The 18,571-nt window shown below is 30.7% G+C and carries 22 protein-coding genes; 17 read left to right on the top strand and 5 right to left on the bottom strand.

What is annotated here, in order from left to right:
* The 10 genes from GQR95_RS11115 (at position 1) to hisIE (ending at position 10,314) form a co-directional block, all read left to right on the top strand.
* Positions 1-2,028 carry a VWA domain-containing protein gene (locus GQR95_RS11115; RefSeq protein ID WP_159023226.1) on the top strand — a complete coding sequence of 676 codons (2,028 nt, stop codon included), beginning with the start codon at positions 1-3 and terminating at the stop codon, positions 2,026-2,028.
* A 10-nt stretch (positions 2,029-2,038) separates the two neighbouring features.
* Positions 2,039-2,854 carry a prohibitin family protein gene (locus GQR95_RS11120; RefSeq protein ID WP_159023227.1) on the top strand — a complete coding sequence of 272 codons (816 nt, stop codon included), beginning with the start codon at positions 2,039-2,041 and terminating at the stop codon, positions 2,852-2,854.
* Positions 2,855-3,100: 246 nt separating this feature from the next.
* On the top strand, positions 3,101-3,958 hold the full coding sequence (gene hisG, locus GQR95_RS11125) for an ATP phosphoribosyltransferase (RefSeq protein ID WP_159023228.1): 858 nt from the start codon (positions 3,101-3,103) through the stop codon (positions 3,956-3,958).
* A gap of 15 nt (positions 3,959-3,973) precedes the next feature.
* Positions 3,974-5,263: a histidinol dehydrogenase gene (gene hisD, locus GQR95_RS11130; RefSeq protein ID WP_159023229.1), complete on the top strand. Its 1,290-nt coding sequence runs from the start codon at positions 3,974-3,976 to the stop codon at positions 5,261-5,263.
* Positions 5,263-6,309 (top strand): histidinol-phosphate transaminase, encoded by a 1,047-nt coding sequence (gene hisC / locus GQR95_RS11135; protein ID WP_159023230.1) that lies wholly within the window; start codon positions 5,263-5,265, stop codon positions 6,307-6,309. Before hisD ends, hisC begins: the two co-directional genes overlap by 1 nt.
* Complete coding sequence (hisB, locus tag GQR95_RS11140; protein WP_159023231.1) at positions 6,306-7,442, top strand: bifunctional histidinol-phosphatase/imidazoleglycerol-phosphate dehydratase HisB; 1,137 nt, start codon at positions 6,306-6,308, stop codon at positions 7,440-7,442. The genes hisC and hisB overlap by 4 nt, the downstream gene beginning before the upstream one ends.
* A gap of 105 nt (positions 7,443-7,547) precedes the next feature.
* Positions 7,548-8,180 carry an imidazole glycerol phosphate synthase subunit HisH gene (gene hisH, locus GQR95_RS11145; RefSeq protein WP_159023232.1) on the top strand — a complete coding sequence of 211 codons (633 nt, stop codon included), beginning with the start codon at positions 7,548-7,550 and terminating at the stop codon, positions 8,178-8,180.
* Positions 8,181-8,198: 18 nt separating this feature from the next.
* Positions 8,199-8,927, top strand: a complete 729-nt coding sequence (hisA, locus tag GQR95_RS11150; RefSeq protein WP_159023233.1) for a 1-(5-phosphoribosyl)-5-[(5-phosphoribosylamino)methylideneamino]imidazole-4-carboxamide isomerase — start codon at positions 8,199-8,201, stop codon at positions 8,925-8,927.
* A gap of 6 nt (positions 8,928-8,933) precedes the next feature.
* Complete coding sequence (gene hisF / locus GQR95_RS11155) at positions 8,934-9,689, top strand: imidazole glycerol phosphate synthase subunit HisF (RefSeq protein ID WP_159023234.1); 756 nt, start codon at positions 8,934-8,936, stop codon at positions 9,687-9,689.
* A 25-nt stretch (positions 9,690-9,714) separates the two neighbouring features.
* On the top strand, positions 9,715-10,314 hold the full coding sequence (gene hisIE / locus GQR95_RS11160) for a bifunctional phosphoribosyl-AMP cyclohydrolase/phosphoribosyl-ATP diphosphatase HisIE (protein ID WP_159023235.1): 600 nt from the start codon (positions 9,715-9,717) through the stop codon (positions 10,312-10,314).
* Positions 10,315-10,378: 64 nt separating this feature from the next.
* On the opposite strand, the gene GQR95_RS11165 is transcribed toward hisIE, so the two are convergent.
* Entirely contained in the window at positions 10,379-10,780 is a 402-nt protein-coding gene (locus tag GQR95_RS11165) for a hypothetical protein (protein WP_159023236.1), read from the bottom strand.
* Positions 10,781-10,886: 106 nt separating this feature from the next.
* Here GQR95_RS11165 and GQR95_RS11170 point away from each other — a divergent pair, with 106 nt between their 5' ends.
* From GQR95_RS11170 to GQR95_RS11185, 4 genes are all read left to right on the top strand, one after another.
* Complete coding sequence (locus GQR95_RS11170) at positions 10,887-11,675, top strand: tRNA pseudouridine(38-40) synthase TruA (protein ID WP_233265919.1); 789 nt, start codon at positions 10,887-10,889, stop codon at positions 11,673-11,675.
* Positions 11,676-11,850: 175 nt separating this feature from the next.
* Entirely contained in the window at positions 11,851-12,351 is a 501-nt protein-coding gene (locus tag GQR95_RS11175; RefSeq protein WP_159023237.1) for a Dps family protein, read from the top strand.
* Between the two features lie 47 nt (positions 12,352-12,398).
* Positions 12,399-12,938, top strand: coding sequence for a hypothetical protein (locus GQR95_RS11180; RefSeq protein WP_159023238.1), 540 nt, complete (start codon positions 12,399-12,401; stop codon positions 12,936-12,938).
* 80 nt (positions 12,939-13,018) lie between these two features.
* Entirely contained in the window at positions 13,019-13,687 is a 669-nt protein-coding gene (locus GQR95_RS11185) for a DUF2461 domain-containing protein (protein ID WP_159023239.1), read from the top strand.
* 22 nt (positions 13,688-13,709) lie between these two features.
* Here GQR95_RS11185 and GQR95_RS11190 read toward each other — a convergent pair whose 3' ends face one another.
* Complete coding sequence (locus GQR95_RS11190; RefSeq protein WP_159023240.1) at positions 13,710-14,123, bottom strand: glyoxalase; 414 nt, start codon at positions 14,121-14,123, stop codon at positions 13,710-13,712.
* A 121-nt stretch (positions 14,124-14,244) separates the two neighbouring features.
* Here GQR95_RS11190 and GQR95_RS11195 point away from each other — a divergent pair, with 121 nt between their 5' ends.
* The 3 genes from GQR95_RS11195 to GQR95_RS11205 all read left to right on the top strand — a co-directional run bounded on the left by GQR95_RS11195 (position 14,245) and on the right by GQR95_RS11205 (position 15,929).
* Positions 14,245-14,637, top strand: a complete 393-nt coding sequence (locus GQR95_RS11195; protein WP_159023241.1) for an acyl-CoA thioesterase — start codon at positions 14,245-14,247, stop codon at positions 14,635-14,637.
* Between the two features lie 92 nt (positions 14,638-14,729).
* On the top strand, positions 14,730-14,951 hold the full coding sequence (locus GQR95_RS11200; RefSeq protein ID WP_159023242.1) for a hypothetical protein: 222 nt from the start codon (positions 14,730-14,732) through the stop codon (positions 14,949-14,951).
* Between the two features lie 303 nt (positions 14,952-15,254).
* Entirely contained in the window at positions 15,255-15,929 is a 675-nt protein-coding gene (locus GQR95_RS11205) for an OmpA family protein (protein WP_159023243.1), read from the top strand.
* An 85-nt stretch (positions 15,930-16,014) separates the two neighbouring features.
* On the opposite strand, the gene GQR95_RS11210 is transcribed toward GQR95_RS11205, so the two are convergent.
* From GQR95_RS11210 to GQR95_RS11220, 3 genes are all read right to left on the bottom strand, one after another.
* A complete protein-coding gene (locus GQR95_RS11210; protein WP_159023244.1) occupies positions 16,015-17,256 on the bottom strand; it encodes a mechanosensitive ion channel family protein in 1,242 nt (413 codons plus the stop codon).
* Positions 17,257-17,547 (bottom strand): DUF3817 domain-containing protein, encoded by a 291-nt coding sequence (locus GQR95_RS11215; RefSeq protein ID WP_159023245.1) that lies wholly within the window; start codon positions 17,545-17,547, stop codon positions 17,257-17,259.
* A gap of 144 nt (positions 17,548-17,691) precedes the next feature.
* Positions 17,692-18,525, bottom strand: coding sequence for an OmpA family protein (locus GQR95_RS11220; RefSeq protein ID WP_159023246.1), 834 nt, complete (start codon positions 18,523-18,525; stop codon positions 17,692-17,694).
* Positions 18,526-18,571 lie beyond the last annotated feature (46 nt).

Here is an 18,571-nt window from a genome sequence, read left to right on the forward strand (position 1 = left end):
ATGCTTACAGAAACAGTATTATATATTATTCTAGCTGGAATACTAGCGCTTTTGTTAGCTTTATTTCAGTATAAGTATAAAGTAAAAAGCATGTCTAAATTGTACATGCTTTTTACTTTTTTAAGATTTATCACTATTTTCTCTGTGCTTTTACTTTTAATAAACCCGAAGTTTGAGCAATTAGAATTAACTACAGAGAAGCCTAAATTATTGGTTGCTGTAGATAATTCTAATTCTATAATGCAATTAGAGCAAAGTAAAAAAGCACAACAAGCAGTGCAAGCTATAAAGTCTAATTCTGAGTTAAACGATAAATTTAATATTAAATATTACAACTTCGGAAAAACACTTAATATATCTGATTCTTTAACGTTTACAGAAAAACAAACCGATATTTCTTCGGCTTTAGAGTCGCTTCAAGATATTTATAAAGATCAAGTTGCTCCAACCATTTTAATTACAGACGGAAACCAAACCTTTGGTAACGATTATGAGTTTTCTAATTACAATCAGCCTGTATATCCAATTATTCTAGGAGATACAACAACATATATAGATTTAAGTATTAGGCAGCTTAATGTGAATAAATATGCCTATTTAAAAAATAAATTCCCTGTAGAAACTATTCTTGTTTATACCGGAAAAGAAACTGTAAACACAACTTTTTCTGTCTCTTCTGGTAAACAAACCGTGTTTACCAAAAATATAACGTTTAGTGCAACTCATAATTCAGAAGTATTACAATTTACGTTACCAGCACATAAAGTAGGATTGTCTGCTTATAAAGCACAGTTAAAACCTTTAGAATCTGAAAAAAATAAGATAAATAACATTAAGAATTTTGCTGTAGAAGTGATTGATGAAAAGATGAATATTGCTATTGTTTCAAGTTTTTATCATCCAGATTTAGGAATGCTTAAAAAGAGTATTGAAAGTAATGAACAACGTTCGGTTTCAATATTAAAACCAAACGAAATTACATCGAAATTAAATGATTTTAATCTAGTTATACTATATCAACCCGATAATCAGTTTAAGTTTATTTTCGATGATATTAAGAAAGAAAGTAAGAATACATTTATTATTTCTGGTACTCAAACCGATTGGTTTTTTCTAAACGAACAAACCAATTATTACGAACACGATATTACTTCGCAAAAAGAAATGTATCAAGGAACGTTCAATACTAATTATTCAAGTTTTATTGTAGACGATTTAGATTTTGAATCTTTTCCGCCATTACAATCGGCATTTGGAGATCTTGTTTTTTATGTACCTTATGAAACTTTATTGTATAAAAAGTATGGAAATATAGTCACTAATGAACCTCTTTTAGCCACTTTTGAAACTAATGGTAGGAGAGAAGCCATACTTCTTGGAGAAAATATTTGGGAATGGCGAGCACAGAGTTTTTTAAATGAAAAATCGTTTAACACATTCGATAATTTTATAGGTAAGTTGGTACAATATTTATCTTCTACTAAACGAAAAACACGTTTGGTTGTAGATTTTGAATCCTTTTACGAAGGTGTAAATAATGTGATTATTAAAGCACAATTTTTCAATAAAAACTATGAATTTGATGCACGCGAATCACTTCAAATTAAAATAAAAAATAAGAATACAGGAGCAATTTCTACAGTGCCTTTTGTGTTAAAAAATAATAATTATCAAGTCGATTTAAGTTCCTTACAAGCTGGCGAATATGACTTTACAGTAAGTGCTACAAGTGAGAAGATATCGAAATCAGGAAGCTTCACTATTTTAGAATATAATGTAGAACAACAGTTCTTAAATGCTAATGTTTCTAAGTTAAATAAATTAACGAGTAAAACGCACGGAACTTCTTATTTAGTAGAAGATTACGGTTCGATTTTTAACGATTTAATTTTGAATAAAAAATATGCGACTATTCAAAAAAGTAATAAGACTACACAAGGATTAATAGATTGGAAATATGTGCTAGGAATCATTGTTTTCTGCTTATCTTTAGAGTGGTTTTTAAGAAAATACAACGGATTAACTTAATATTAAAAAAATGGATAAATTACCTAAAATTGCATTACCCTTTATTATTGCTATCGTAGCATTAATTGTTTTAATTTCTAAATCGGCTGTCACCATTGACTCTGGAGAAGCAGGTGTGCTTTATAAAACATTTGATGGCGGTGTTGTAACAGACGAGCCACCATTAGGAGAAGGATTTCATATTGTTGCACCTTGGAATAAAGTATTTGTTTACGAAGTAAGACAACAAGAAATTTATGAAAAAATGAATGTGCTTTCTTCTAACGGATTAGATATAAAATTAGAGGCTTCTGCATGGTTTCAGCCACAATTTGAAAATCTAGGTAAATTACACCAAGAAAAAAGTGAAATGTATAAAGAACGTATTTTACTTCCAGCAATTCGATCTGCAGCAAGAAGTGTTGTAGGACGTTATACACCAGAACAATTATACTCTAGTAAACGTGATGTGATTCAGCAAGAAATTTTTGAAGAAACAAAAAATATTGTAGAGAGTCAATACATTCAATTAAACGAAATTTTGGTACGTGATGTAACATTACCAGGTACAATAAAAGACGCAATTGAACGTAAATTAAAACAAGAACAAGAATCTTTAGAATACGAATTTAGATTGGTAACGGCTCAAAAAGAAGCTCAAAAACAAATTATTGAAGCACAAGGTAAAGCAGATGCTAACAGAATTTTAAGTGAGTCTTTAAATGAAAAGATTTTACAAGATAAAGGAATAGAAGCCACTGTAAAATTATCGCAATCTGAAAATGCTAAGGTTATTGTAATTGGTTCTGGTAAGAGCGGAATGCCTATTATACTTGGAAATCAATAATAAATTAATATTTTTTAGTTTAAAACTTGCATAAGTGTTTTAAATTTCTGAATATTTGTAATATAACAAAATCAAAAACATGAATTTTATTCAATTACATCATCATCATTTTCATACTTGTACTTAGACGAGCAGAAAGTGTATTGAATAATTTCAAAATAATATATTTTTAAACCCCGTTTGAGTTAATCAGATGGGGTTTTTATTTTTCTCCTAAAGATTACTCAAACCATATTAAATAAGATAATGAGTAAATTAAAAATTGCAGTTCAAAAATCAGGAAGACTTTATGAAGAATCTATGCAAATCCTTAAAGATATAGGGATTTCTATAGACAATGGTAGAGATCAATTAAAAGCTTCGGCTAAAAATTTTCCAGTAGAAGTCTTTTATTTACGAAATGGAGATATTCCTCAATATTTAAAAGACGGTGTTGTAGATGCTGCTATTATTGGTGAGAATGTTTTAATTGAAAAAGGAGGAAACATCCAAATTATTCAAAAACTAGGTTTTTCGTCTTGTAAAGTCTCTATAGCTGTACCAAAATCTGCTAAGTACACAAACATGCAAGATTTAGATGGAAAACGTATTGCCACCTCTTATCCAAACACAGTACAACAGTTTTTAGATAAAAACAATGTAAACGCACAGTTACACATTATTAACGGATCTGTAGAAATTGCTCCAAATATTGGACTTGCAGATGCCATTGTAGATATTGTGTCTAGCGGAAGTACATTGTTTAAAAACGGACTAAAAGAAGTTGAAGTCTTATTAAAATCTGAAGCCGTTTTAGCTGCTTCTCCTTTAATTTCTGACGATAATTTAGATATTTTAAATACTATTAAATTTAGAATAGGCTCTGTATTAAAAGGGCGAAGATCTAAATATGTATTACTAAATGCACCAAATGATAAATTAGAAGAAATTATTGCCATTTTACCAGGTATGAAAAGTCCAACAGTCTTACCTTTAGCGCAAGAAGGATGGAGTTCTGTACATACCGTAATTGATAAAAATAAATTTTGGGAAATTATAGACATTCTTAAAGAGCATGGCGCAGAAGGTATTCTGGTTTGTCCTATTGATAATATGATTTTATAATAAAAGAAAAGTAAAATGAAAATCATTGAAAATCCTAATAAATCAGATTGGTCGGAAATATTAAAACGTCCTACACAAACTGTAAACGACATTGAGAAAACAGTTATTCAGATTTTTGAAGATGTTAAAAGTAATGGTGATGCTGCAATATCTAAATACACATCTCGTTTTGATGGAGTTACTTTAGAGAGTAATTTAGTAAGTTCTGAAGAAGTTGAATTTGCTAAAACTCAGGTTTCAGAAGATTTAAAATTAGCAATTACTGCTGCTTATAAAAATATTGAACGTTTTCATGCAGCTCAAAAAACAGAAAAAGTTCAGGTAGAAACTATGCCTGGTGTAAACTGTTGGCAAGAAAAACGAGCTATTGAAAAAATAGGATTATACATTCCTGGAGGAACAGCACCTTTGTTTTCTACAGTTTTAATGCTTGCCATTCCTGCAAAAATAGCAGGCTGTAAAGAAATTGTGTTGTGTACGCCTCCAAGTGCAACAGGTAAGATTGCTAATGAAATTTTATTCGCTGCCGATTTATGTGGCGTTTCTAAAATTATAAAAGTAGGAGGTATTCAAGCCATTGCTGGTTTAACTTTTGGAACAGAGAATATACCGCAAGTGTATAAAATATTTGGTCCAGGAAATCAGTTTGTTACCGTAGCTAAACAACTTGCTACAAAATATGGTGTTGCTATAGATATGCCTGCAGGACCAAGCGAATTACTTGTAGTTGCAGACGAATCTGCGAATGCAACGTTTGTAGCTTCAGATTTATTAAGTCAAGCTGAACATGGTGCAGATAGTCAGGTTATTTTAGTTTCGACTTCAAAAGCCATGATTAGCGATGTTTTAAAAGCTATAGACCAACAAATACAAGATTTACCAAGACAAGAAATTGCTGAAAAAGCGATTGCTAATTCAAAGTTAATTTATGTTGAAAGTGATGAAATTGCCTTAAATTTAATTAATGAATATGCTCCGGAACACTTTATTATTTGTTCTAAAAACGAAGATCTTTATGTAAACGGTATTAGAAATGCTGGTTCTGTGTTTATCGGGAATTATACGCCTGAAAGTGCTGGAGATTATGCTTCTGGTACAAACCATACGTTACCAACAAATGGATTTAGTCGTGCATATTCTGGTGTAAATTTAGACAGCTTTTTAAAGAGTATTACATTTCAAAAAATATCAGAAAAAGGATTGATAGATTTAGGGCCAATGATAGAAAAAATGGCTCATGCAGAAGGTTTACAAGCACACAAAAATGCTGTGACTTTACGTTTAAACAGCTTAAATAAAAAGTAATGGCAATAGTAACTGTACAAGATCTTTTAAGACCTTCCATAAAAGCATTAAAAGCGTATTCGTCTGCAAGAGATGAGTTTCAGAAAGAAACCAGTAATATGGTGTTTTTAGATGCTAACGAGAATCCGTATAATAATGGAATAAATAGGTATCCAGATCCATATCAACATGGCGTAAAAGACATTTTATCTGAAATTAAAAACGTGTCTAAATCTCAAATTTTATTAGGAAATGGAAGCGACGAAGTTCTAGATTTAATAGTTAGAGCTTTTTGCGAACCTAATAAAGACAACATTATAACTTTACCTCCAACGTACGGTATGTACGAAGTATTGGCAAATTTAAATGCTGTAGCTATTAAAAAAGTATTGCTTTCTGAGTCTTTTCAGCCAGAAGTCGATCAAATTTTAAATGTAGCCGATGCTAATAGTAAAATATTGTTTTTATGTTCGCCAAATAATCCTTCAGGGAACAGTTTTAAAGATCATGAAGTAGAAACATTATTAAAGAAATTTGAAGGTATTGTTATTATAGATGAAGCGTATATCGATTTTTCTTCTCAAGAGAGTTGGTTAGAACGTTTAGAAGAATTTCCAAATTTAATTATCACGCAAACACTGTCTAAAGCTTATGCTATGGCAGGAATTAGATTAGGAATTTGTTATGCTTCAGAAGAGATTATTTCTGTTTTAAATACCATAAAGCCACCGTATAATATTAATGTACTAACACAAAATAAAGCGGTAGAATTATTAAACCAAAGAGAGATTGTAAGTAACGAAGTCGATTCTATTTTAATAGAACGTAGTAAAATGATTTCAGATTTAAAATTGATATCATATATTGAAAAAATATACCCATCAGATGCTAATTTTATACTCGTAAAAGTAGATGATGCAACAACACGTTACAATCAATTAATAAAAGAAGGCGTTGTAGTTCGTAACAGAACAACCCAACCGTTATGCGAAAATTGTTTACGTTTAACCGTAGGAACGCCTTTAGAAAATAAAACGCTAATCACCGCACTTACTAAGTTACAATGAAACAAAAAGTATTATTTATAGATCGTGATGGAACGATTATTAGAGAGCCCGCAGACGAACAAATTGATAGTTTTGAGAAGTTAGAATTTTATCCTAAAGTCTTTCAATATTTAAGTAAAATAGCCAAAGAATTAGATTTCGAAATCGTAATGATTACAAATCAGGATGGTTTAGGTACAGAAGTGTATCCTGAAGATTCGTTCTGGCCCGTTCATAATTTTATTCTTGAAGCTTTTAAAAATGAAGGTGTAGAATTTAAGGAACAATTTATAGATAGAACCTTTGCTAAAGACAATGCACTAACACGTAAACCTAATACAGGTTTATTGACACAATATTTTTCTGAAGCTTACGATTTAGAGAATTCTTACGTTATTGGTGACCGTCTTACAGATATAGAATTGGCTAAAAATTTAGGATCTAAAGGTGTCTTTATAAATGATAATACAAATCTTGGTACAGACGAAATTACTGTAAAACGTGAGGAGCTAAACGATTTTATTACGTTAGAAACGAATGATTGGGAAGCGATTTACAAACATTTAAAAGTTGAAGATCGTACAGGAAGTATTGAAAGAAATACCAATGAAACTAAAATTAAAATTGATTTAAATTTAGACGGAACAGGACAAGGTAACATAGATACCGGAATTGCTTTTTTCGACCATATGTTAGATCAAATTGCACGTCACGGACAATTAGATTTAAATTTAAAAGTAACTGGCGATTTAGAAGTAGACGAACACCATACTATTGAAGATACAGCAATTGCTTTAGGGGAATTATTTAATACCGTTTTAGGAAATAAATTAGGAATAGAACGTTACGGATTTTATTTACCAATGGACGATTGTTTAGCTTCTGCAGGAATCGATTTTGGAGGTAGAAACTGGTTAGTTTGGGATGCAGATTTTAAACGTGAAATGGTAGGTAAAATGCCAACAGAAATGTTTTACCACTTCTTTAAATCGTTTACAGATGGTGCAAAATGTAATTTAAACATTAAAGCAGAAGGCACAAACGAACATCATAAAATTGAAGCAATATTTAAGGCGTTTGCAAAAGCGATAAAAATGGCTGTAAAACGTGATGTGGAAAAAATGATTTTACCTTCAACCAAAGGCATGTTATAAAATAAAGCCATTTAAATCTTCCTGTAAAGAAGAGATACTTTTGTGTTTATTGATGGTAAAATTGCTTTGTTTATAATTTAAAACAAGGTTCAAGGAATAAAGAATATGAGTTTAGATACAGATATTAAAAAACAGAATTTTGAAGGTGTTTCCGTTGTAATAATAGATTACGGAGCAGGAAACATTAAGAGTATTCAATTCGCCTTCAAACGATTAGGGATAGATGCTGTTTTAACTAATGATCCGGAGAAAATTAAAAATGCAGATCGTGTTATTTTTCCAGGTGTTGGCGAAGCTAGTTCGGCTTTAAAAATGCTAAAAAACAGTAAATTAGATAAATTAATTCCTACCTTAACTCAACCTGTTTTAGGCATCTGTTTAGGTATGCAATTAATGTGTAAAACCACAGAAGAAGGAGGTAATACAGAGGGATTAGGAATTTTTCAGGTAGACGTAAAACGTTTTCCAAATACGGTAAAAGTACCGCAAATGGGATGGAATACCGTAACAAATTTAGAATCTGATTTATTTAAAGATATTCCTGAAAACTCATACATGTATTTAGTACATAGTTATTATGCAGAAAACTGTAAAGAAGCCATTGCTTTATCTAATTATAATGGCGAGTATGCTACAGCTTTAAAACATAATAATTTTTACGGTGTACAATTTCATCCGGAGAAAAGTAGTATTGCAGGTGCTAAATTGCTTGAAAATTTTTTAAATCTAGAATCATAAATTGATCAACATATAATTATGAGAATTATACCAGCCATAGATATTATAGACGGGAAATGTGTCCGTTTAACTAAAGGTGATTACGATACCAAAAAAATATATAATGAGAATCCGTTAGAAGTTGCTAAGAGTTTTGAAGATGCAGGTGTAGAGTATTTACATCTTGTAGATTTAGATGGTGCAAAAGCAAGTAAAATTGTTAATTATAAAGTCTTAGAGCATATTACGTCTAAAACCAATTTAAAAGTTGATTTTGGTGGTGGTTTAAAAACAAATGAAGATTTATACATCGCATTTAGTTCTGGAGCTAAACAAGTTACAGGAGGAAGTATTGCGGTTAAAAATAGTCCAATGTTTGAAAGTTGGATTCAGAAATATGGCAGTCAGAAAATAATTTTGGGTGCAGATGCTAAAAATGAAAAAATCGCTATTAGCGGTTGGTTAGAAGAAAGCAGTTTAGATGTCAATCCGTTTATAAAAGGGTACATGAATAAAGGGATTCAGTACGTTATTTGTACAGATATTTCTAAAGACGGTATGCTAGAAGGACCTTCATTCGACTTATATAAAAAGATAATTTCTGAAAATCCGAATATTAAATTGATTGCTTCTGGAGGAATTTCATGTCAAGAAGAATTGCCAAAACTTAAAGAATTAGGTTGTGAAGGCGTAATTATTGGCAAAGCGATTTACGAAAATAAGATTAGCATGAAAGATTTAGAAAAACTGGTTGTAAACTCTCAATAAATTAATATGCTTACAAAACGAATTATCCCGTGTTTGGATATTAAAAACGGAAGAACAGTAAAAGGTGTCAATTTTGTAGATCTTATTGATGCTGGAGACCCAGTAGAATTAGCTAAACAATACGCTTTAAAAGGCGCAGACGAGTTGGTTTTTTTAGATATATCGGCAACTTTAGAAGGCCGAGGAACCACGCTAGATATGGTGTTGCATGTTGCAGAACAAGTTAATATACCATTTACTGTTGGTGGCGGAATTTCTTCTGTAGAACATGTAGACGCATTATTACAATGTGGTGCAGATAAAGTTTCTATAAATTCATCGGCTGTTAAACGTCCGGAATTAGTTAAAGAGTTGGCAGATAAATTTGGAAGTCAGTGTGTTGTGGTTGCCATTGATGCAAAACTAATAGATGGACAATGGAAAGTGCATTTGGCAGGAGGAAGTATTCCTACCGAATTAGATTTATTTGAATGGGCAAAACAAGTTGAGGATTTAGGAGCTGGTGAAATTTTATTCACTTCTATGAATCACGACGGAACCAAAAACGGTTTTGCAAACGAAGCTTTGGCAAAACTTTCTAATATGTTAAATATTCCTATTATAGCTTCAGGCGGAGCAGGGACAATTCAGCATTTTGTAGATACTTTTAAAGACGGAAAAGCAGATGCAGCGTTAGCCGCAAGTGTATTTCATTTCGGAGAAATACCAATTTCAGAATTAAAAGAGCAATTAAAAAATAATAATATCGCTGTAAGATTGTAATATTTTACGGTTCAAAATAATAGTAATGAATATAGATTTCAATAAAAACAACGACGGATTAGTTCCTGCAATTATCCAAGACGCTTCAACAAAAAAAGTACTAATGTTAGGGTATATGAATGCTGAAGCTTTAGAAAAAACGAAAGCAACAAAATTAGTGACCTTTTATAGTAGAACTAAAAAACGTTTATGGACTAAAGGTGAAGAAAGCGGAAATGTTTTAAATTTAGTTGATATTAAATTAGATTGCGATAACGATACGTTATTAGTTTCTGTACTTCCAAAAGGACCAACGTGTCATAAAGGAACAGATACATGTTGGGGAGAACCAAATGAAGAATCTTACGGATTTATTTCTCACTTACAAGATGTAATTAAAGATAGACGCTTAAATTTTGCACCAACAGAATCTTATGTGTCTTCATTATTTGCAAAAGGCATTAATAAAATTGCACAAAAAGTGGGAGAGGAAGCTGTAGAAGTTGTTATTGAAGCAAAGGATAGCGACGATAATTTATTTTTAAACGAAAGCGCCGATTTATTATTTCACTATTTAATTTTACTAGAAGCTAAAGGTTTTCAGGTTAAAGATGTAGTTGAAATTTTAAAAGGAAGAGAAAAATAGCAGTAAATAAAAAAGGAGAATTTAGCATTACTAAATTCTCCTTTCTTATATGTTATTAAGCGTTTTATGTTAGCCAATTTTTTGCTCTAGAAAATTTAGAGAATAAAAGTAACAATACAGCACATACTACTATTGCTATAGGCATAATTAGATTGGGAGTTTTTACATCAAAAAACAAATAACTCATTTGTGCTATTACAGCAATTAAAGAGGTTAATGCCACGGGATAAGCAAACCGTTTTCGAGCCATTAATAAAATGCTAGCTAGAAAACCACATAAAACGGCAACAGCATATGCGCGCATAACCCAGGTTGGCGTTTCTAAAATCTCTTGTAATTGTACTTCGCTATATGTTTCGGTGCTATTTACTTGAATAAAATACTGTTGTACTCCCAAACCATTCCATAATAAAAAGAATCCGGTAACAATCCAGTACCAAATAGGTAGCTTAGTCGTGTTAGTCATAAATTAAAATAATTTGTAGATTTAATTTGGTTTAAAAGTAGTAATTTTTTTGAGAAGTCTTCTAAAATAAGTTACTTGCCGGTCTTAAAAAATAAAACACTTTCAGTTGAAAAAACGCTTTTTTTATCTCATTACTATTCAATATTTAGGCTATCGTTTTCATGGTTGGCAAAAACAACCAAAATTAAAAACGGTACATTTAATGATTGATAAAACCATGCGTTATATCATGGACGGAAAACCTTTTAAAACCTTAGGTTCGGGTAGGACAGATGCTATGGTTTCTGCTCAAGAAGGCGCTTTTGAGTTGTTTTTAGAAGATGAAATTGAAGATAAAGTTGCTTTTCTAGAATTGTTCAATTACAATTTACCTCAAGATTTAAGAGCGTTATCGATTACAGAAGTTAATAAAGACTTTAATGTGATTAATGCATCTAAAATGAAGGAATACGTTTATGTATTTGCTCATGGTGCAAAATACCATCCGTTTTGTGCGCCTTTAATGACAACCATTTTAGATCCTTTAGATATTGAAAAAATGAAATTAGGAGCCAAACTTTTTGAAGGAGCTCACAATTTTAAAACCTACTGTTATAAACCATCAGAAACCGGTGTTTTTAATCGTATAATAGATACTTGCGAGCTTGTAGATAATACATTATTTACTGCAAATTTCTTTCCCGAGCAATCCTATATGTTACGTGTAAAAGGAAAAGGCTTTATGCGAAACCAAATTCGTTTAATGATGGGCGCTTTAATAAAATTAGGGAAACATGAAATTACACTCGAGTATATTCAAGAGAGTTTAAAGCCAGAAAGCACAGAAGTTATGGATTATATTGCTCCAGCTTCAGGTTTGGTTTTAAATGCTGTAGAGTTTGAGAAAACAACCTAATTAATCTTCCAAAATTCATAATTACTTTTAATGTTAATTTTTTTAAGGCTTTAAGATTATACTTAACATAAATTAAGTTAACTAGACGCTAATAGGGTTAAAGTCAGTTAATAAGTGTCTTGGTGTTGGTTATACATTGTACCTTCAGTGTATGTTTAACCAAAACCCGAAGATTATGAATTACTTAAATATTCAAGATGAAAAACTACTTCCTGTAGTTGTAGAATTAAATACTCTTCTAGCAGATTATCATATATATTATCAAAAACTTAGAAATTTTCACTGGAATGTTCTGGGAGAAAACTTCTTTGATTTGCATAATAAGTTCGAAGAGTTATATACAGATGCAAGAATTAAGATTGATGAAATTGCAGAGCGTATTTTAACTTTACGTTATCACCCAATGAGTAAATTTTCAGATTATTTAGAAATTTCTGCTTTAAAAGAAGTGTCTTCATTAATATCTGATAGAGAAATGGTCGCAGAAATTTTAAACGATCATAAATTACTTTTAAATCAAATGCGTATTGTAATTAATAAAGCAGAAAAGGCTACAGACGAAGGTACTGTAGATTTAATAGGAGCTTACATTAGAGAGTTAGAAAAAGCAAGTTGGATGTTAGATTCTTGGTCTAAAAAGAAATCAGAACATTTAAATAGTGCTATTATTGAATAAACGAGATTGTTAATCGCAATTTTTAATAATCTAATAAAAATTAAAATATGAAATTTATATATTTAGGATTAGTCATTCTTTTAGGATTTTCTGCGGTACAGGCTCAAACTGTACCCAAAGAAGTCCTAGACGAAACTAAAACCATAACCACTACAGTTAATGATGGTAAGGAAATTAAAGAAAACACAGTTGAAATTAACAGGCGTGTAGAACAAGATGTTAAATTAGCCGAAAGTGATAAAGATAAAATAAATCAAAGTAGATTAATTACAGAAGGCCAAGTTACAGAAACGGTTAAGATTACTAATAATAGTCCGTTTACATTAGAGAATAAATCTATGACTTATAAATTAGATGGAGAATCTAAAGAGTTTATAATGAGTGATAAAGGGTTTGTGATTTCAGATCCTACAGACTCTAAACTAACTAAAGTTAGACAATCTGATACCGATAATTCACAATTTGTGATGACAGATAATGGGCAAACTGAGATTGGTTTTTTCGATGAAAAAGGTAATTTTATTGTACAAAAATTTGATAATAATTCTAATGAAATTGTATCTAAAATTTATGTTCTAGTACAATAAATTAAGTCGTTGTTTTAACACATTAAGGCCTCAGTTTACTGGGGCTTTTTTATATCTTTATCCCAATAAAATACAGATACATGATTTCTAAAAACATACTTGATTTCTTAAATGCACTCGAAAAAAATAATGACAGAGTATGGTTTCAGGAACATAAAACTGAATTTAGAACTGTAGAAGCAGAAATGAAGGCGGTGTATAATGAACTTTTTACACTAGTAAAAACTCATGATGAAGTAGATGCTGTTAAAGTGTTTAGAATTTATAGAGATGTACGCTTTTCTAAAAATAAGGTGCCTTATAAAACCCATTTTGGAGGATCTATACATCGGGCAAAACCACTATTAAGAGGGGGTTATTATTTACAAATACAGCCCAATAATCAATCTTTTATTGCAACTGGTTTTTGGGACCCAAATAAGGAAGATTTATTACGTATTAGAAAAGAATTTGAAGTAGATGCTCAGGAAATGAGAGAAATTATAGGAGACTCAACCTTTAAATCTACTTGGGGAACAATTGAAGGAGATGAACTTAAAACAGCGCCAAAAGGTTTCGATAAAAACCATCCTGATATTGATCTTATAAGAAAAAAGCAATTTATTTTTACTAGAAAATTTACAGATAAAGAGGTGCTTTCTCCAAACTTTTTAGAGGAAATAAATAATTCATTTAAGGTTATTAGACCTTATTTTAATTATATGAGCGATGTGTTAACTACAAATATTAATGGAGAATCGCTCATATAATAAATATGTTGTGATTGTTTAATTAAACAGATTCAATTAATTGATTATCAAAAATTTGTATATTATCAATAAGTTGTTTTTTTACAATATTCATCATACGTTTATTTAAAGCAGAAGAGTTTTTAATGTATAGTGTGTACTCTTCAATAGTAAACAAACCAATAATCATCCCTTTAATGGAGTTTCGAAATTTAATGTCTTTTTGAATGCTGTTTTCAATGTAGATAATTTTTTTAGGAACACTTAAATCATAGAACTTGTCTTTGTGTTTTTTAAAATAGTTTTTAAGTACTTCTACAAATAAATCTTTCTGAAGTTTAATAATTGGTCGTAATGTTTCGTTCTGAAAACGTTCTTCATTACTCATGTCTTCACTAAGCTTTCCAAAGGAGGTTGCAGGACGAATGGCTTTAAGATTGTTGTGTCTTGTTGTCATAATATTAAACAGTTTTACTAAAAATATTAATTATCTCCATCAATATTTTTATGAACGCTATTACTTGTTAACCTTGTTATGAACAATTAATAATTTATCTTTGCACCCAAAAATAATAATTATGAGATTTCACACTAGAAAATGGGTAAAACCCGAAGATTTAAATGCAAACGGAACATTGTTTGGAGGTCGACTTTTGGCATGGATAGATGAGGAAGCTGCTTTGTATTCAATTATTCAATTAGAAAACACAAAAGTTGTTACAAAATTTATGTCTGAAATCAATTTTATGAGCTCTGCAGAACAAGGAGACATTGTTGAAATAGGAATTGCTGTTGAAAAATTTGGAAAATCGTCTTTAACTTTAAAATGTGAGGTTAGAAATAAAATGACAAGAGAAACCATTATTCGTGTCGCTAATATTATAATGGTAAACTTAGGTGAAGATGGTAAGTCTAAACCACATGGTAAAACCGAAATTGAATTTGTGAAGAATCGTTTAGGTGACGAATAATTAAGAAGTGTATTTCTAGATTTTATGGACGATCTTAAAAAGTTAGTTTTATAATTAATTTAGAAGACTATTAATTTAATAAAAATAACCACATGAAAAAGTTTATTTACATGACTTTAGCGCTCCTAGTGTTTTCATGCTCAGGATCTAAGTCTACAACGGCAAGTAAGCCAAGTAAAAAAATGTTAAAAGGGACTTGGGAAGTATCTAATATTAAATTTATTGGAGACAAAGGATTATACAAGGCGTTTTTATTCGATTTAGCAGACTCTTCTTGCTTTAAGGGAGGAGAATGGGTCTTTCTTTATACCTAATAATGGATCTGGTAAGTTTTCTACACGTGTAAATAGTTCTGTATGCGAAGCCTATACTCAGCCTATACATTGGTCGTTTTTAGAAGGCGCAGACGGATATACACAATTTCAGTTTAAATATGTAGGAGAAGATATTAAGGCTAAAAATGTAAAATCAGGTTATCGTGCTTCAATTCAAGAAATTAGTGATAGCATGATGATTATTAAAGTGCCTTCAGAATATGAAGGAAATCCGTTTGATGTTATTATGACATTTAATAAAACATCAGATAGTATAGAATTATAATATCAAAAATTGTAAACATGAAAAAATCAACAAGTATATTAATTGCTATAGCATTAATGTTCTCATTATCTTTTGTGAGTTGCAATGCCATTAAAAATGCAAATAGCACTCAAAAAGGAGCAGGAGTTGGTGTAGCCGGTGGCGCATTAATTGGTGGTCTTATTGGAGGAAATATTACGGGAGCACTTATTGGAGCTGCCGTAGGTGGTGCTGCAGGAGGACTTATTGGTAACAGTATGGACAAGCAAGCAGATAAAATAGAAGAAGCCTTGCCTGGAGCAGAAGTAAAACGAGTAGGAGAAGGGATTCAAGTGGTTTTTGATGAAAATAGTGGTGTAACATTTGCTACGAATAAAGCAGAGTTAACAACTAAAGCAAAAGAAAATTTAGATGCTATTGCAGATGTATTTTTAGAGTTTCCTGATACTAATTTATTGGTTGAAGGACATACAGATAGTACTGGGAGTGAAGATTATAATATGACATTGTCTGAGAAAAGAGCACAATCTGTTGTTTCTTATTTACAAAACAAAGGTGTGACATCAAATCGTTTTGAAGTTACTGCTTATGGAGAAACAAGACCTAGATTTGATAATACAACTGAAGAAGGACGTTCTAAGAACAGACGTGTAGAAATAGGTGTTTCTGCAAATAAGGACATGATTGAAGATGCTAAAGCGCAAGCAAATTAGAACCTTTAATTACAAGAAATAAAGAATATTTTTAAAATAAAAAGTCGAGCATTTAGCTCGACTTTTTTTATACTTTTTATTTAAATTAAGATTCAGGAATATAATTTGATAACTCATAAATTTCTAAATCAAAATAGGGAACAGCGGCAATACTGTGGTCAAATATATCAGACATAATATATTCGTAGTTTTGCCAGCGTTTATCGCTACTAAAGGCATAAATTTCTAACGGAAGTCCTTGTGGTGTAGGTGCTAATTGACGTGTCATAATTGTCATGTCTTTATTTATAGCCGAGTGATTTTCAATATAATTTTGAATATACTTTCTAAAGACACCTAAATTAGTCATGTTTCTACCGTTTATAAGCATCGATTTATCTGTTTTGTTAACGGTGTTATATGTTGTAATATCTTCTTGTCTTTGTGTTATATACTCTGTTAATAGTTCGATTTTTTTAAGTTCTTCAACTTTATCATCTGTTAAATAATGAACACTTTTTGCTTTAATAATAATGGCACGTTTAATTCTTCTACCTCCAGCATTACTCATTCCTCTCCAGTTTTTAAAAGATTCAGAAATTAAAGCATAAGTTGGTATGTTTGTAATAGTCATATCAAAATTTTGAACCTGAAGCGTATTCAGATTAATTTCAATAACATCTCCGTCTGCACCAAATTTTTCCATGGTAATCCAATCTCCAATTCTTACGGTATCATTAATAGCGACTTGTATACTGGCAACAAAACCAAGAATAGTGTCTTTAAATATTAAAAGAAAAACAGCAGAAGCAGCTCCTAAAGTAGTGAAGAAGGTTTTAACATCAATCCCTGTAAGCATTACAAAAATTAATCCAATACCTACCAACCAAAGAAATAGCATAAGTACTTGTATGTAGCTATCTATTGGTTTGTCTTTTAGTCTAGGAAGCGTTTTAAAATAAGATTCTAAGGTGTTTAATATGCTTCTAATTATCCAGAGTACAAGAATAACACAATAGAGTTGTAGCATTAATTCAACGGCACTTTCAAAATGAGGAAAGTCTGAAAATACAATAGGTAAACACTTTAATGTAAGAATTAAAGGCACAACATGTGCAACGTTTCTAGGTACTTTATGGTTAACTAAAAGGTCATCGAATTTTGTTTTAGATTTTGCCGCAAAAGAAGAAAATGCTTGCAGTAATATTTTCCTTGCTATAAAATCAGACAGAAAAACAATGACTAATAAAATAACAAAAAGGGTAAGCATATTAAGATACTTTGCAGAACCGTCTGAAAAGTCTAATTGTGTAAAATGGTCGTAAAAATAATGTGTAAATTTTTCCATTTATAAAGCAAGTTTAAAGTACTTTTTATCTGCAATAAATGTTCCAAAAGGCACAATAGACGCTAGTAAAACAAAACCTAATGTTTTTTTATTCCATTTTAATTCTGTACCAACTAAAATTGCTAAAACAACATAAGCCACAAATAATAAACCATGTGGCATTCCTAATAGTTTTACGTATTGAGGATCGTGTAGCAAGTATTTTATAGGTACAGCAACGCCTAATAAAAGAAGGTAAGAGATTCCTTCTAGGAAGCCAATAACACGAAGTATTTTTAATAATGAATTCATAAAAAGTAATTTTTTTTTCAAATATACTAAAGCAAAATGGGTTGTTATATCTTTTTAAGAAAATAGGTTTTAGTTAGCCGAATTGATGCCAAAAAAAAAGACTGCCCTTTGGCAGTCTTTTTTTTATAATATGGTATTGCTTAATTATTTGTTAGAATCCATTAAGGCAAAAAATTTATTAATGTTTGGAAGAATTACAATACGTGTTCTTCTGTTTTTAGAACGATTTTCTTTAGTATCGTTTTCTGCAATAGGGTGGTAACTACTACGACCAGCAGCAATCATTTTTTCTGGAGCTACAGCATAATCATCTTGTAATTTACGCACTACAGATGTTGCTCTTAAAACACTTAAATCCCAGTTATCTTTAATAGCACCCGTATTTATGCTTCTAGAATCTGTATGTCCTTCTACCATAACTTCAATGCTTGGCTCAGAATTAATAACATCTGCTAATTTTTGTAAAATGTCGTTTGCTTTACTGCTTACTCTATAACTAGCTGTGTTGAAAAGCATTTTATCAGAAATAGAAATCATAACTACAGTTTCGTTAATATCGATAGCAATATCATCTTCTTCACTAAATTCGCTAGTGTCTAAAGATTTCTGTAAATTATAAGATATTGCAAGATTCATAGAATCTTTAAGCGTTTTTGCTTCACTTAATTTAGCAGGATCTACATGTTCTAATGTCGATAACATTTTCTTTTTAGTATCGTTAGAAATAACAGCAACATCACCTACAGCAACTAATTTAGAATCGTTTTCTTCTGTTAATGAACTTATTTTAGAGTTGTAAGCATTTACACGAGATTGTATTTCGCTAAACTTAGCTTCTAAGTCTTCTTTTTCTACAGTAGTTTTTGTTAACTCACTTTTAATTTCACCATTTTCTTGCTCTAAGGCAACATATTTTTTCTTAGAAACACAAGAAGCCATTAAACATAAAGCGAATACTCCGATTGAAATTCTTTTCATAATTGTTTATTTTGATTTATTATATCTACGCTAAAAATAGGCTTAT

The organism is Formosa sp. L2A11 (genome assembly GCF_009796865.1).
Taxonomy (GTDB): domain Bacteria; phylum Bacteroidota; class Bacteroidia; order Flavobacteriales; family Flavobacteriaceae; genus Formosa.